Source organism: Polaromonas sp. JS666, assembly GCF_900103405.1.
Taxonomy (GTDB): domain Bacteria; phylum Pseudomonadota; class Gammaproteobacteria; order Burkholderiales; family Burkholderiaceae_C; genus Polaromonas.
Genome location: NZ_FNHX01000004.1, coordinates 281437 through 294514, shown reverse-complemented (window position 1 = coordinate 294514; position 13078 = coordinate 281437). Strand labels below are relative to the sequence as shown.

Here is a 13078-nt window from a genome sequence, read left to right as displayed (position 1 = left end):
GCGGGGACGGCGCAAGCCGCCCAGGGGGGCGGCGGCAGCTATCCCATCAAGAGCGGGGCAGGTTTAACCCCGCCATTGTGCGGGATGCGGTGCGACCCTGCAGGGCCGGGGGCAAGCCGGCGCAAAAAAAAGCCAGGCCCGGGCCGGCCAAGGCCTATGGACGCGCTGCTTTGGTGCGCTTTGCGCAATCCCGCAGCCGGCCGGGATGCGCTTGCCGCCCGCGCTTACTGGATCATGCCGAGGAACTGCTTGAGCTCGGCGGTCTGCGGATTCGAGAACACCTCTTCGGGCGGGCCGATCTCGTGCACGCGGCCCTGGTGCATAAAGACCACGCGGTCGCAGACCTTGCGGGCGAAGCTCATCTCGTGCGTCACCATCAGCAACGTCATGCCTTCGGCGGCCAGGCTTTCCACGACCTGCAGCACCTCGCCCACCAGTTCCGGGTCCAGCGCCGAGGTGATTTCGTCGCACAGCAGCACCGAAGGTTGCATGGCCAGCGCGCGCGCGATCGCCACGCGCTGCTGTTGCCCGCCCGAGAGCTGGTCGGGCCAGGCATCAAATTTCTCGGCCAGGCCCACGCGCTGTAGCAGTGCGCGCGCGTGCTCGGCCGCGGGCGCGCCGGCCGTCTTCTTGACCAGCGTGGGCGCCAGCATGATGTTTTTGCCGACGGTCAGGTGGGGAAACAGGTTGAAGCTCTGGAAGATCATGCCCACGCGCTGGCGCAGCTCGCGCATGACCTGCGGGTTGTCGTGCAGCAGGTGTTTGCCGTCCACGCGCAGCGTGCCGCTCTGGAACACTTCCAGCCCGTTGATGCAGCGCAGCAGCGTGCTTTTGCCAGAACCGCTTTTGCCGATGATGGCGATCACCTCGCCGGCCTTGACCTCAAGGTCTATGCCTTTCAAAACCTCGTTGGTGCCGAAGCTCTTGCGCAGCTGGTTGATCTCGACCAAAGTCCTGTCGGCCGTTGCGGGGGATGGGGTGACGTTAACGTCCATTGCGGGCTTTCCTCTCAAGCTTGCGGGCATACAGGGACACGGGGAAACACAGCGCGAAATACATCAGCGCCACACAGCTGTAGACCACAAAGGGTTTGAAGGTGGCGTTGGTGATCATGGTGCCGGCCTTGGTCAGCTCGATAAAACCGATCACCGAGGCCAGCGCCGTGCCCTTGATGACCTGCACCAGGAAACCCACGGTGGGCGGCACGGCGATGCGCACGGCCTGCGGCAGCACGATGTAGCGCAGCTGTTCGCCGAAATTGAGCGCCAGGCTTTGCGCGGCCTCCCACTGGCCCTTGGGGATCGCGTCGACGCAGCCGCGCCAGATTTCGGCCAGGTAGGCGCTGGTGTAAAGCGTGAGTGCCACCCCGGCCGCCACCCAGGCCGGCACATTGATGCCGAAAAGCGCCAGGCCGAAGTAGGCCAGAAAAAGTTGCATCAGCAGCGGCGTGCCCTGGAACAGCAGCACATAGCTGTCCAGCGCGCGGCGCACCATGCGGGCGGCTTTTTGCGCGCCCGGCGCCGAACGTGCGGCCGACAGCCGGCCCACCAGCAGCAGCGCGCCGACCAGGCCGCCGCCTATGAAGGCGACCAAGGAAAGCACAACGGTCCAGCGCGCCGCGAGCAGCAGGTTGCGGAAGATGTCCCAGATGGAGAATTCGATCATGGTGTTGCCTGGCCTTTCCTGTCAGCGGCCGAAGAGAAATTTCGGCCCGGCCCAATTGAGGAGCTTGCGCACCGCCACTGACAGCGCCAGGTAAATCAGCGTGGCAACAATGAAGGCCTCAAAGGCGCGAAAGTTGCGGCCCTGGATCAGGTTGGCGGCGTAAGACAGCTCCTGCGTCGAGATCTGGCCGCAGACGGCCGAGCCCAGCATCACGATGATGATCTGGCTCACCATGGCGGGCCAGACTTTTTTGAGCGCGGGTGGCAGTACCACGCGGGTGTAGATCTGCACGCGGTTCAGCGCCAGGCTTTCGGCCGCCTCGATTTGCCCGCGCGGCGTGGCCTCAACGCCGGCGCGGATGATCTCGGTGGCATAGGCCGCGAGGTTGATTACCATGGCCAGCACCGAGGCGATCTCGGGCGAGAGCTTGAAGCCCAGGGCCGGCAGGCCGAAAAAAATGAAAAACAGCTGGACGATAAAAGGCGTGTTGCGTATCAGCTCGACGTAAGTGCCCACCACCCAGCGCAGCCAGCGGGGGCCGCTGGCGCGCGCCCAGGCAAAGCCCATGCCCACAAAGACGCCAGCCACCGACGAGATCGCCGTCAGGCCCAGCGTCCAGACGACGCCGGTGGCCAGCAGCGGCCACTGCGACAGCACGGCCATGAAATCAAGCTCGACACGCATCTGATTCACTTCCTGTTGAGGAGGGCTGCTTGCAGGCCAGCGGCCGCGGCGGAACCGGCTTTGCCGGGCCGCAAGCGGCGCCCCCTGCAAGGGGGAGGCGCTTACGCGAAGCGAAGCGCAACGGGGGTGCGCAATGGTTATTGCGGCAAATCGCCGGCAGGACGGCCCAGCCACTTGAGGGCCAGTTTGTCGAGATCGCCGCTTTTCTTGGCTTCGGCAATCACTTCATTGACTTTGAGGCGCAGCTTGTCTTCGCCCTTGGCCACGCCGATGAAGTTGGGGGAGTCTTTCAACAGCAGCTTGTACTCGGTGTTGAGTTGCGGGTTCTTGGCGATCATGTTGCCGGCCACCGAGGCGCCCGTGGCGATCAGCTGCACCTGGCCGGCGGTGTAGGCCGAAACGGTGGTGTTGTTGTCTTCAAAGCGCTTGATGTCCGCACCGGCGGGTGCGACCTTGCTCAGTTCCTGGTCTTCCAGGGCGGCGCGCGTGACGCTGATGGTTTTGCCGTTGAGGTCGGCAAAAGACTTCACGCTGATGCTCTTGGGGCCGAACACGGCCTGGAAGAAGGGGGTGTAGGCGGCGGTGAAGTCGATGACTTTTTCGCGCTCCGCGGTTTTACCCAGCGTGGAGATCACCAGGTCGGCCTTTTTGGTTTGCAGGTAGGCGATGCGGTTGGCGCTGGTCACGGGAACCAGTTCCACCTTGACGCCGAGTTTTTGCGCGATGTAGCCGGCCATCTCGACATCCAGGCCCTGGGGTTTCAGGTCAGTGCCGACCATGCCGTAGGGTGGGAAATCGGTAGGGATGGCGATCTTGATTTCCTTGGCCTTCATGATGTCGTCCAGCGCGGTTTGCGCATGGGCGCCGGTGGCAGCCAGCACCGCGGCTGCGGCGAGGGCGAAAGAAAAAACGCGTTTGCTGGACTTCATAGCAGGGCTCCAAGGTAGGTTGAGGAATCGTCAGAGGGTTTGGCCGAAGCACGGCCGGTTTTGCGAACACGGGAAGGCGCGGGAGACGCCGGTTTGCTGTCTTGCGCGGCCAGCGGGCTCAGCGCGCTGCGCAGCTGCGCCAACGGGTCGCCGGCGCCTGCCTGCAGCTTGAGCGCGGCCTGCACGCTGCCGATGTGCGCCTGCATGAGTTTTTCGGCTTTCGCCAGGTCGCCTTTTTCGAGTGCCTGCACGATGAGCACATGCTCTTCGCAGGACTGCGCCGCGTCGTGCGAGGACTGGTACAGCATGGCGATCAGGGTGGTGCGCGCGGTGAAGTCGCGCAGCGTGTCGGCCAGCAGGTTGTTGCCCAGGCATTCGGCCAGGCAGACATGGAAGTCGCCCAGCAAAAAGCTGCGCAGGCCCACGTCGTCGCCCTTGATGGCGGCTTTCTCGCGGGTCAGGTGGCTCTTGAGCTGCTTGATGGCGGCCTTGCTGACGTCGGTGGTGCAGCGGATCAGGCCCATCTCGATCACGCGGCGCGCCTCGAAAGCCTCGCGCGCTTCTTCCTGGGAGGGCTCGATCACGTACCAGCCGCGCCGGCTGCTGACGGTGACGATACCGCGCACTGCCAGGCGGGTCAGGGCTTCGCGGACGATGGTGCGGCTGCAGTCAAACAGCAGGGCCAGCTGCTGCTCGCCCAGGCGCGAGCCGGGTGCGAGCTTTTGCGCCATCACGGCTTCGATGATGCGGTTGCTGATGTCGGGGGCGGTGGCCATGGTGAAAATGTAGAGGAGTTAACTCAATATTTGTATACAAGATTGCTGTGTCAAATCGGGGTTTTCTCGGGAGGGGGCTGCCCTCCCGGGGCATCAATTTATTGCGGCAGATCGCCTGCGGGGCGCCCCAGCCATTTGAGGGAAATCTTGTCCAGGTCGCCGTTTTTCTTGGCTTCGGCAAGGATGCCGTTGACGGTCAGGCGAAGCGTGTCTTCCCCTTTGGGCACGCCGATAAAGTTGGGGCTTTCCTTGAGCAGCAGCTTGTACTCGGTGCGCAGCTGCGGGCTCTTGCTCATGATGTTGCCGGCCACGGAAGCGCCCGTGGCGATCAGTTGCACCTGGCCGGCGGTGAAGGCGTTCACCGTCTTGAAGTTGTCGTCAAAGCGGCGGATATCGGTGCCCGAGGGGGCCAGCTTGTTGAGTTCCTCGTCCTCCACCGAGCCGCGCGTCACCCCAATGGTTTTTCCCGCCAGATCGGTGAAGCTCTTGATGTTGAGTGTTCTTGGGCCAAAGACGGCCTGGAAAAAAGGCGAATACGCACCGGCAAAGTCGATCTGCTTTTCCCGGTCTGGGTTTTTCCCCAGTGTCGCGATCACCAGCGACGCCTTTTTTGTCTGCAGGTAGGGAATGCGATTGGCGCTGCTGACGGGAATCACATCGACCGTTACGCCCAATTTGGCGCCAATGTAGTTGGCCATGTCGACGTCCAGGCCCTGGATCTTGAAGTCCGCCCCCATGGAGCCATACGGCGGAAAGTCGGGCGGAACCGCGATGGTGATTTTTTTGTTCTTGAGGATGGTGTCCAGGGCGCTTTGCGCATGGACGCCAAAACTCGACAGGAGTGAAAGAACCGTCAGGCTCAGCGAAAGCAGGAATTTACTTGAGGTCATGGCACGCTCCGTGGGTTGAAAAAGTCATACCGATTTGCGCCGATGCGACCTGAATCCGGAATCTTGCGTGCAAGTCTTGTGCCAATCTTCGGCCGAAAAATGGGAGTCCAGTTTCCGGCGCAAAAAGAAGGGCTGGCGAGCCTGCACGGTTTCCTGATGGGCGTATCCGGCCTGAACCGTTGACCTTGTCAGCCTATACCTTCTTCTTATTTTTTGGATCCGGCATTTCCCCTTTTCCGGCGTGATTTCGTTGAATTTGTCACTATTTGGTATACAAGATATGTGCACCCGTCTGGCGTGCTTGTGCACCGGCATGCGGCTTTTTGGGCAGCCGGCCGCACCAGAAAGGGGATTGTCCCAGCGGGCCCTTAGTCGAGCTTGGCGCCGGAAGCCTTGACGGCCTGGGCCCAGCGCGGCATTTCAGCGGCCAGGAATTGCGTGAATTCCTCGCTGCCCATAAAGGCCGGGTCGGCGCCTTGGGTCACCATGCGGTTACGGATGTCCGGGTTGTTCATGACCTGCTTGAAGGCGTCGCTCAGTTTGGCGGTCACGTCCTTGGGCAGGCCGGCCGGCGCGAGGAAGCCATAAAACCCGACCACTTCAAAACCTTTGATGCCCGATTCGATGACCGTCGGGATGTCCGGCAGGGCCGGGTTGCGCTCCCTGCTGGTCACGGCCAGGGCGCGCACCTTGCCCTGCTTGTGGTAGTTGGCGGCTTGCGGAATGGATTCGCCCATGAACTGCACCTGGCCGGCCATCAGGTCGGTAAAGGCCGGCGCGCTGCCGCGATAGGGAATGTGAACCATGAACAGCCCGGTGGCGTTCTTGAACATCTCGGGTACGAGGTGGCTGATGCCGCCGTTGCCGGCCGAGCCGTAGTTGACCTGGCCGGGCCTGGCCTTGGTGTAGGCGACAAACTCCTGCAGGTTGTTCACCGGCAGTTTGGGGTTGACCAGCAGGGCCAGCGGCTGCATGGCGGTGCGCGCGATCGGCGTGAAGTCTTTGAGCGTGCTGTAAGGCAGCTTGCTGTACAGGGCCGGGTTGATCACCATCACGCCGGTGTTGGCCAGCATCAGGGTGTAACCGTCGGGCGGGGCCTTCATGACGTCCTGCGCACCCACGGTGCCGCCGGCGCCCGACTTGTAGTCGATCACGATGGGCTGGCCCAGCACCGCTTGCAGGCGTTCTGTCAGCAGGCGTGCATGCTGGTCCAGCGGGCCGCCGGCCGGAAAGCCTATGACGACGCGTATGGGCTTGTCGGGAAATGCCGCCATGGCGGCGGAGGAAGCCATTGCGGCGACGGCCAGCAGCGTGAGCGCTTTGCGGGGCAAGGCGAGTATGCGATTCATGAAGTCTCCTGTTGTGCTTGTTTCCGCGTGTAAGCGACGCCTGGGTCGCGCGGTCCTGTTTGATCATAGTGAGCAGCGGTCGCTCAAGTGACAGTGTTTTATCGGGAGCTTCCCGGATGTGGGCGCCGCGGACTCGGGGTAGGCTGAAGCCCCCAAGTCAGCACTTGCCTGGAGCCTTTCTTGTCCCTTGAATCCGATACCGGCCAGGCCGTCCCCGCCGCGACCTCGCATACCTTGCACCACCAGGTCTGGCCCAAGCGCCTGCCGCACAGCATCACGCCGCCGGCCACCTCGCTGTGGCACAACCTCGCGGTCAGCGCGCTGCGTTTCCCCGACAAACCCGCGCTGGTGTTCTTCAACCGCGTGCTCAGCTACGCCGAAGTCATGCGCCAGGCCGAGCGCCTGGCCGCCACGCTGCACAGCCTGGGCGTGCGCAGCGGCGACCGCGTGCTGCTCAATATGCAGAACTGCCCGCAGTGGGTGGTTGCGCACTTTGCCATCCTGCGCGCCAACGCGGTGGTGGTGCCAGTCAATCCCATGAACCGGGCCGAGGAGCTCAAGCACTACATCATCGACCCCGACGTGAAAGTCGCCATCACGGCTGCCGATCTCGCGGCCGAGCTGGCCAAGGCCAATGCACAGCTGGCACCCGGCGAGCGGCTGTCGCACATGGTGGTCACCCATTACAGCGATGCTTTCGACCTGGCCGGGGAAGGCGAGGGCGACGCGGCCATGCCGCCGGCCTGGCACGAATGGCTGGGCACGCGACACGCGCTGCCGGCGCTAGCAGGCGGCAGCGTGATGGACTGGGCCGACGCCACGTCGGGCAGGGCGCTGGAGGCCGGCGAGCTGCCGCCGCACACCGCCACGCCGCAAGACCTGGCCGTGCTGCCCTATACCAGCGGCACCACCGGCCTGCCCAAGGGCTGCATGCATACGCACGCCAGCATCATGCACAACGCGGTGGCCAGCTGTTTGTGGGGTGGCAGCACTTTTGAAAACGTGACTTTGTCCGTGGTGCCTATGTTCCACATTACCGGCATGGTGTCGGTGATGCACGCGTCCATTTACGGCAGCGCGACCATGGTCATCATGCCGCGCTGGGACCGCGAGCTGGCCGGGCGGCTGATCTCGCGCTGGCGCGTGACGCACTGGACCAACATCCCCACCATGGTGATTGACCTGCTCGCCAGCCCCAACTTCGCTGCCTTCGACCTGACCAGTCTTGTCTACATCGGCGGTGGCGGAGCGGCCATGCCGCAGGCCGTGGCGCAGCGCCTGTGGGAGCAATACGGCCTGCGCTTTGCCGAAGGCTACGGCCTCACGGAAACCGCCGCGCCCTCGCACAGCAATCCCTATGACGCTACCAAGCAGCAATGCCTGGGCGTGCCCTTCATGAGCTGCGACGCGCGCGTGATAGACCCGCTCACGCTCAAGGAGGTGCCGCAGGGCGAGCAGGGCGAAATCATCATGAGCGGGCCGCAGGTGTTCCAGGGCTACTGGAAGCGACCGGATGCAACGGAGCAGGCCTTTATCGAACTCGACGGCAAGCGCTTTTTCCGCTCGGGCGACCTGGGCCGCATGGACGAGCAGGGCTATTTCTTCATCACCGACAGGCTTAAGCGCATGATCAACGCCTCGGGCTTCAAGGTCTGGCCGGCCGAGGTGGAGGCCTTGATGTTCAAGCACCCGGCCATCCAGGAGGCCTGCATCATCTCGACCCGCGACGCCTACCGCGGCGAAACCGTGAAAGCCGTGGTGGTGCTGAGACCCGCCGCCAAGGGCAATACCAACGAGGAAGACATCATCAGCTGGTGCCGGGATAACATGGCGGCTTACAAATACCCGCGTGTGGTGCAGTTTGTCGACGCGCTGCCCAAGAGTGGCTCGGGCAAGGTCATGTGGCGCGCGCTGCAGGAAGCCGAGCAGCGCGGGCCGTGAACCTCCAGGGCGCCGCGCCCTGTTTTCTGGAGAGCCTGTTTGAAAATCACCTCGGTCAAGCCCTTCATCCTGCATGTGCCCGTGACGGGCTCCCAGATCGCCGACAGCACACACACCATCTCGCACTGGGGTGTGGTGGGCGCCCAGATAGACACCGACACCGGCCTGAGCGGTTACGGTTTCACCGGCACCCATGCGCATTTGCCCAGCGACCAGCTGATCACGCGCTGCATAGAGACCTGCCATGCGCCGCTGCTGATCGGCGAGGATGCGCTGGATACCAACCGGCTATGGCTCAAGCTCGCGCGCAACCCGGCCCTGCAGTGGGTAGGGCGCGCCGGCATCACCACGCTGTCGCAGGCGGCGATTGACATCGCGCTGTGGGACCTCAAGGCGAAAGCTGCGGGCGTGCCGCTGTGGAAGCTGCTGGGCGGCCAGGTGCGCGACAAGGTGCGCGCCTACAACACCGACATAGGCTGGCTCAGCATCCCCGACGAGCAACTGGTGGCCGGCGCGAGGCGCGCGGTGGATGAAGGCTTTACCGGCATCAAGGTCAAGATAGGCTCCAGCGTGGACCGTGACCTCAAACGCCTGGAAGCCGTGCGCCGTGCCATAGGCCCGTCCATCTCCATGGCCACCGACGGCAACGGCAAATGGGATTTGCCCACCTGCCAGCGCTTTTGCCGCGCTGCCGAGGCTTTCGACCTGTACTGGATTGAAGAGCCGCTCTGGTACGACGACGTCAAGGGCCACGCGCAGCTCGCGCGCGGCACCCGCATTCCGGTCGCGCTGGGCGAGCAGCTCTACACCCACGACGCCTTCGCCGAATTTTTCCACCAGGAAGCCATCCACTGGGTGCAGCCCGACGTGACGCGCATGGGTGGCATCACCGAGGTGCTGCGCGTCTGCGACACCGCGCATTCCTTCCGGCTGCCGGTGGCGCCGCATGCGGGCGATATGAGCCAGGTCCATGTGCACCTCAACCACGCGCACCCGGCCTGCGCGGTGCTGGAATACATCCCCTGGATCAAGGACTGTTTCCTCGAGCCGGCCCAGGTGGTGGACGGCCACTTCAGCCTGCCGCAGCAGCCGGGCGCCAGCACCACGCCGACGCCGGCTGCCTGGGCCCGCTACCGCCAGGCCACGGCCTGAGCGCCGCCCAGCCATGGCCAAACCCACCCCGCCCACGCTAGAGGACTTTGGCGGCAAGCCGCTGGCCGGCTGGCGGCTGCGGCTTTACACCATCATTTTTGAGGCCGACACGCGCGCGGGCCGGCTGTTCGACAAGGCGCTGATCGCCCTCATCCTGGTCAGCATCGCGGTGGTGATGGCCGACAGTGTGCAGTCCGTGCATGTCGCGCACGGCAAGCTGTTCTCGGTGGTCGAATGGATTTTCACGCTGTTGTTCACCGCCGAGTACCTCGCGCGCCTGGCCTGCGTGCGCAAGCCGCTGCAATACGCGACCAGCTTTTTCGGCATCATCGACCTGGTCGCGGTACTGCCGACCTATCTGGCGCTGTTCTTTCCCGAGCTGCACGCCCTTATCGACGTGCGGGTGCTGCGGCTGCTGCGCGTGTTCCGCATCTTCAAGCTCGCGGCCTATGTGGCCGAATACCAGTCGCTGGGCCGGGCGCTGGCCGCCAGCGGGCGCAAGATCCTGGTGTTCCTCTCGGCCGTGGTGATGATGGTGCTGGTCATGGGCACGGTGATGTATGTGGTCGAAGGGCCGTCCAACGGCTTTACCAGCATCCCAACCTCGGTCTATTGGGCCATCAGCACCGTCACCACCGTGGGCTTCGGCGACATCACACCCAAGACCGACCTGGGCCGGCTGATCTCGTCTTTCATGATGCTGCTGGGCTGGGGTATCCTGGCCGTGCCCACCGGCATCGTCACGGCCGAGATGGCGGCCGAGCGGCGCCTGCAGCACCTGGCCTTGCCGACCACACGCAGCTGCCACGAATGCCTGACCGAAGGCCACTTGCCCGAGGCGGATTTCTGTTTTCACTGCGGTGCCAGGCTGCCGCCATACCAGCACCAGGATGCGAAGGCCGAGGCCTCCTAGGCGGCCTGGTTTTTATTCGCCGGCCGTCAACCGCCGCGGCGTGATTTCCACCGAGCCCAGCGCCGTGCTCATCCAGACCGTGCCGTCCTGCACCGTCACCTGCAGCTGCATGCTGCGCTCGGCGAGTTTGGCCAGCGCCTGGCTCTCGGCCGCGTCGATTTGCCAGACCACCAGGTTAGCGGCGCGCGTGAGTTTGGTTTCGATGTTCTTCCACCAGACCGGCGTGCTGCTCGCGAAGCTGTAGACGCTAATGCGTTCAGCCCGGCCCGCGGCCTTCATCAAGCGCTTGTCGTCGGGCTGGCCCACGTCTATCCAATGCAGGATCTGTTCGGTGTAGTCCTTGTGCCAGAGCGCGGCCTCGTCCACGTCCCACAAGTCCTTGGCGAATTCGAGCTTGCCCTTCTTGTCGTCGGCCGGCACATTGAGCGCGAAGGCCAGCAGGCGGATCATCATGCGCTCGTCGGCCTCCGACGGATGGCGCGCGATCGTCACGCTGTGGTCGGCGTAGATATTGCGGTCCATGTCGGACAGGGCCAATTGGGCTTTGTAAATAGTGGCTTTGAGTGCCATAGGGTTTGCTTCTTTATCGGGTCTGGGCAGGGAACGAACCCTCTATTGGAACAGAGCGGCGGCCGGTAACCCTGGCCGAGCGGGATTTAAGCGGTCTGGCTATAGTCACCCGACCATGCACTTGTCCGTCCTTGACCAGTCCGTCGCCGTCACCGGCCGCACGGAAGACGCCTCCATCCGTGAAACCCTGACCCTGGCCCGCCATTGCGAGGCGCTGGGCTACCGCCGCTTCTGGGTCAGCGAGCACCACAGCCACCCGACCATCGTTGGCTCCGCGCCCGAAGTGCTGATGGCCGCGATCGCTGCGACCACCAGCCGCATACGCGTGGGCAGCGCCGGTGTCATGCTGCCGCACTATGCGGCGCTCAAGGTGGCCGAGCAGTTTCGCGTGCTCGAGGCCATCGCGCCGGGCCGCATAGACCTGGGCGTGGGCCGGGCGCCGGGCTCCGACATGCGCACGGCACGGCTGCTCAGCAGCGACCCGCGCCAGTCGGCCGACAACTTTCCGATCCAGGTGCGCGAGCTGCAGGCCTGGCTGGCCGGCGTCGACCTGCCCGAAGGCCACCCGGGCCGCGGCGTGACGGCCAACCCCATGGGCCCGAGCACGCCAGAGATGTGGATGCTGGGCAGCTCTGACTACGGCGCGCAACTGGCGGCGCATTACGGCCTGCCTTATGCGTTCGCTTGGTTCATCACCGACGGCCAGGGGGCTGAGCAGGCGCTGGAGCTTTACCGTGCCAATTACCGGCCCAGCCCGCGCCATCCCGCGCCGCAGGCCGTGCTCTGCGTCTGGGCGCTGGCGGCCGATACCGAGGCTGAAGCCTGGCACCATTTCTCGGGCCGGGAGCGCTGGAAGATAGACCGCAACCGCGGCGCGCTCGCGGCCCTGCCGTCGCCCGAAGAGGTGGCGCAGCGCCCCTACGCGCCGACCGAACAGCTGGAGGCCGACAAGCTCAGGGCCCATGCATTTGTCGGCAGCGGCCCGCAGGTCGCCGCCAAACTGCGGGCCCTGGCTAATACACTGGAGGTTGAGGAATTGGTGGTGATCACCTGGGCCCACGACCCGGCCGCCCGCCGCCGCTCCTACGAACTGCTGGCCCGCGAGTTTTTCTAAAACGCGGGCCATGAACAAGAAATGATTGAGACGAGGAAACAAGCCCCCATGACGATACCCTCCGCAAGCCCGCTTTTCAGCGCCACCATCGCCGGCAGCCTGCCCAAACCCGCCTGGCTCTCCGAAACCCAAAAACTCTGGCCGCAATGGAAGGCCGAGGGTGAGGAGCTCAAGCAGGCCAAGGCCGATGCCACGCTGCTCTGGATCAAGGCGCAGGAAGACGCGGGCCTGGACGTGATAGGCGACGGCGAGCAGTCGCGCCAGCATTTTGTGCACGGCTTCCTCGAGCAGGTCGAAGGCATTGACTTCGAGCACAAGGTCAAGATGGGCATACGCGACAACCGCTACGACGCCATGGTGCCGCAGGTGGTGGCTGCGCTCAGGCTCAAGGGCCGGGTGCATGCCGCCGAGGCGCGGCTGCTGCGCGCCCACACCGCCAAGAAGATCAAGTTCACCCTGCCCGGGCCCATGACGATTGTCGACACCGTGGCCGACCGGTTTTACGGCGACAAGGTCAAGATGGCCATGGCTTTTGCCGAGCTGCTGAACCAGGAAGCGCTGGCGCTGCAGGCCGACGGCGTGGACATCATCCAGTTCGACGAGCCGGCCTTCAATGTCTATATGAAGGACGCCGCCGACTGGGGCGTGAAGGCGCTGGAAGTCGCGGCCCGGGGCCTGACTTGCACGACGGCCGTGCACATCTGCTACGGCTACGGCATCAAGGCCAACACCGACTGGAAGGCCTCGCTGGGCGAGGAATGGCGGCAGTACGAAACCGTGTTCCCGGCGCTGGCCAAAAGCAGCATCCAGCAGGTCAGCCTGGAGTGCTACCACTCGCATGTGCCGCCGCACCTGATGGCGCTGCTCGAAGGCAAGGACGTGATGGTTGGCGTGATCGACGTGGCCAGCGACGAGATCGAAACGCCTGAGCAGGTGGCCGACACCATAGGCAAGGCGCTGCAGTATGTGCCCAAGAACCGCCTGCTGCCCTGCACCAACTGCGGCCTGGCGCCCATGGACCGCGAAGTGGCGCTCAAAAAACTGCAGGCGCTGGCCCAGGGTGCGGCGCTGGCGCGTGAGCGCTACAAATAAGCC

Annotated in this window: 13 protein-coding genes; 5 read left to right on the top strand and 8 right to left on the bottom strand. The window is 64.3% G+C overall.

Annotated elements, in window-relative coordinates; genetic code table 11:
- Positions 1–224: 224 nt before the first annotated feature.
- The 7 genes from BLQ85_RS12400 to BLQ85_RS12370 all read right to left on the bottom strand — a co-directional run bounded on the left by BLQ85_RS12400 (position 225) and on the right by BLQ85_RS12370 (position 6236).
- Complete coding sequence (locus BLQ85_RS12400) at positions 225–995, bottom strand: amino acid ABC transporter ATP-binding protein (protein ID WP_074577410.1); 771 nt, start codon at positions 993–995, stop codon at positions 225–227.
- Positions 985–1665 (bottom strand): amino acid ABC transporter permease, encoded by a 681-nt coding sequence (locus BLQ85_RS12395; protein WP_074577408.1) that lies wholly within the window; start codon positions 1663–1665, stop codon positions 985–987. Before BLQ85_RS12395 ends, BLQ85_RS12400 begins: the two co-directional genes overlap by 11 nt.
- Before the next feature lie 21 nt (positions 1666–1686).
- Positions 1687–2349, bottom strand: a complete 663-nt coding sequence (locus BLQ85_RS12390) for an amino acid ABC transporter permease (protein WP_074577405.1) — start codon at positions 2347–2349, stop codon at positions 1687–1689.
- 137 nt (positions 2350–2486) lie between these two features.
- Entirely contained in the window at positions 2487–3278 is a 792-nt protein-coding gene (locus BLQ85_RS12385; protein ID WP_074577403.1) for a transporter substrate-binding domain-containing protein, read from the bottom strand.
- Complete coding sequence (locus BLQ85_RS12380; protein WP_074577401.1) at positions 3275–4054, bottom strand: GntR family transcriptional regulator; 780 nt, start codon at positions 4052–4054, stop codon at positions 3275–3277. Before BLQ85_RS12380 ends, BLQ85_RS12385 begins: the two co-directional genes overlap by 4 nt.
- Before the next feature lie 98 nt (positions 4055–4152).
- A complete protein-coding gene (locus tag BLQ85_RS12375; RefSeq protein WP_074577399.1) occupies positions 4153–4944 on the bottom strand; it encodes a transporter substrate-binding domain-containing protein in 792 nt (263 codons plus the stop codon).
- A gap of 368 nt (positions 4945–5312) precedes the next feature.
- Positions 5313–6236 carry a Bug family tripartite tricarboxylate transporter substrate binding protein gene (locus tag BLQ85_RS12370; protein ID WP_371327283.1) on the bottom strand — a complete coding sequence of 308 codons (924 nt, stop codon included), beginning with the start codon at positions 6234–6236 and terminating at the stop codon, positions 5313–5315.
- A gap of 237 nt (positions 6237–6473) precedes the next feature.
- Between BLQ85_RS12370 and BLQ85_RS12365 the strand changes: the two genes are divergently transcribed.
- From BLQ85_RS12365 to BLQ85_RS12355, 3 genes are read left to right on the top strand one after another with little or no spacing between them, the layout of a single operon-like run.
- Entirely contained in the window at positions 6474–8234 is a 1761-nt protein-coding gene (locus BLQ85_RS12365) for a long-chain fatty acid--CoA ligase (protein ID WP_254806417.1), read from the top strand.
- 39 nt (positions 8235–8273) lie between these two features.
- Complete coding sequence (locus tag BLQ85_RS12360) at positions 8274–9386, top strand: mandelate racemase/muconate lactonizing enzyme family protein (protein ID WP_074577394.1); 1113 nt, start codon at positions 8274–8276, stop codon at positions 9384–9386.
- A 13-nt stretch (positions 9387–9399) separates the two neighbouring features.
- Positions 9400–10299 (top strand): ion transporter, encoded by a 900-nt coding sequence (locus BLQ85_RS12355; RefSeq protein ID WP_074577392.1) that lies wholly within the window; start codon positions 9400–9402, stop codon positions 10297–10299.
- Positions 10300–10311: 12 nt separating this feature from the next.
- Here BLQ85_RS12355 and BLQ85_RS12350 read toward each other — a convergent pair whose 3' ends face one another.
- Positions 10312–10869 carry a YaeQ family protein gene (locus BLQ85_RS12350; protein WP_074577389.1) on the bottom strand — a complete coding sequence of 186 codons (558 nt, stop codon included), beginning with the start codon at positions 10867–10869 and terminating at the stop codon, positions 10312–10314.
- 115 nt (positions 10870–10984) lie between these two features.
- On the opposite strand from BLQ85_RS12350, the gene BLQ85_RS12345 reads away from it, so the two are divergent.
- Together BLQ85_RS12345 and BLQ85_RS12340 are read left to right on the top strand one after the other, a co-directional pair.
- Complete coding sequence (locus BLQ85_RS12345; RefSeq protein ID WP_074577387.1) at positions 10985–11983, top strand: LLM class flavin-dependent oxidoreductase; 999 nt, start codon at positions 10985–10987, stop codon at positions 11981–11983.
- Between the two features lie 48 nt (positions 11984–12031).
- The gene (locus BLQ85_RS12340; RefSeq protein WP_074577385.1) at positions 12032–13075 is read left to right on the top strand and encodes a methionine synthase; all 1044 of its coding nucleotides are present in this window, start codon (positions 12032–12034) and stop codon (positions 13073–13075) included.
- The last annotated feature ends 3 nt before the right edge of the window (positions 13076–13078 follow it).

Bases quoted from the DNA above. Each gene is read 5' to 3' on its own strand.
- BLQ85_RS12400 (WP_074577410.1), bottom strand. From the start codon at position 995: ATGGACGTTAACGTCACCCCATCCCCCGCAACGGCCGACAGGACTTTG.
- BLQ85_RS12395 (WP_074577408.1), bottom strand. From the start codon at position 1,665: ATGATCGAATTCTCCATCTGGGACATCTTCCGCAACCTGCTGCTCGCG.
- BLQ85_RS12390 (WP_074577405.1), bottom strand. From the start codon at position 2,349: ATGCGTGTCGAGCTTGATTTCATGGCCGTGCTGTCGCAGTGGCCGCTG.
- BLQ85_RS12385 (WP_074577403.1), bottom strand. From the start codon at position 3,278: ATGAAGTCCAGCAAACGCGTTTTTTCTTTCGCCCTCGCCGCAGCCGCG.
- BLQ85_RS12380 (WP_074577401.1), bottom strand. From the start codon at position 4,054: ATGGCCACCGCCCCCGACATCAGCAACCGCATCATCGAAGCCGTGATG.
- BLQ85_RS12375 (WP_074577399.1), bottom strand. From the start codon at position 4,944: ATGACCTCAAGTAAATTCCTGCTTTCGCTGAGCCTGACGGTTCTTTCA.
- BLQ85_RS12370 (WP_371327283.1), bottom strand. From the start codon at position 6,236: ATGGCTTCCTCCGCCGCCATGGCGGCATTTCCCGACAAGCCCATACGC.
- BLQ85_RS12355 (WP_074577392.1), top strand. From the start codon at position 9,400: ATGGCCAAACCCACCCCGCCCACGCTAGAGGACTTTGGCGGCAAGCCG.
- BLQ85_RS12350 (WP_074577389.1), bottom strand. From the start codon at position 10,869: ATGGCACTCAAAGCCACTATTTACAAAGCCCAATTGGCCCTGTCCGAC.
- BLQ85_RS12345 (WP_074577387.1), top strand. From the start codon at position 10,985: ATGCACTTGTCCGTCCTTGACCAGTCCGTCGCCGTCACCGGCCGCACG.
- BLQ85_RS12340 (WP_074577385.1), top strand. From the start codon at position 12,032: ATGACGATACCCTCCGCAAGCCCGCTTTTCAGCGCCACCATCGCCGGC.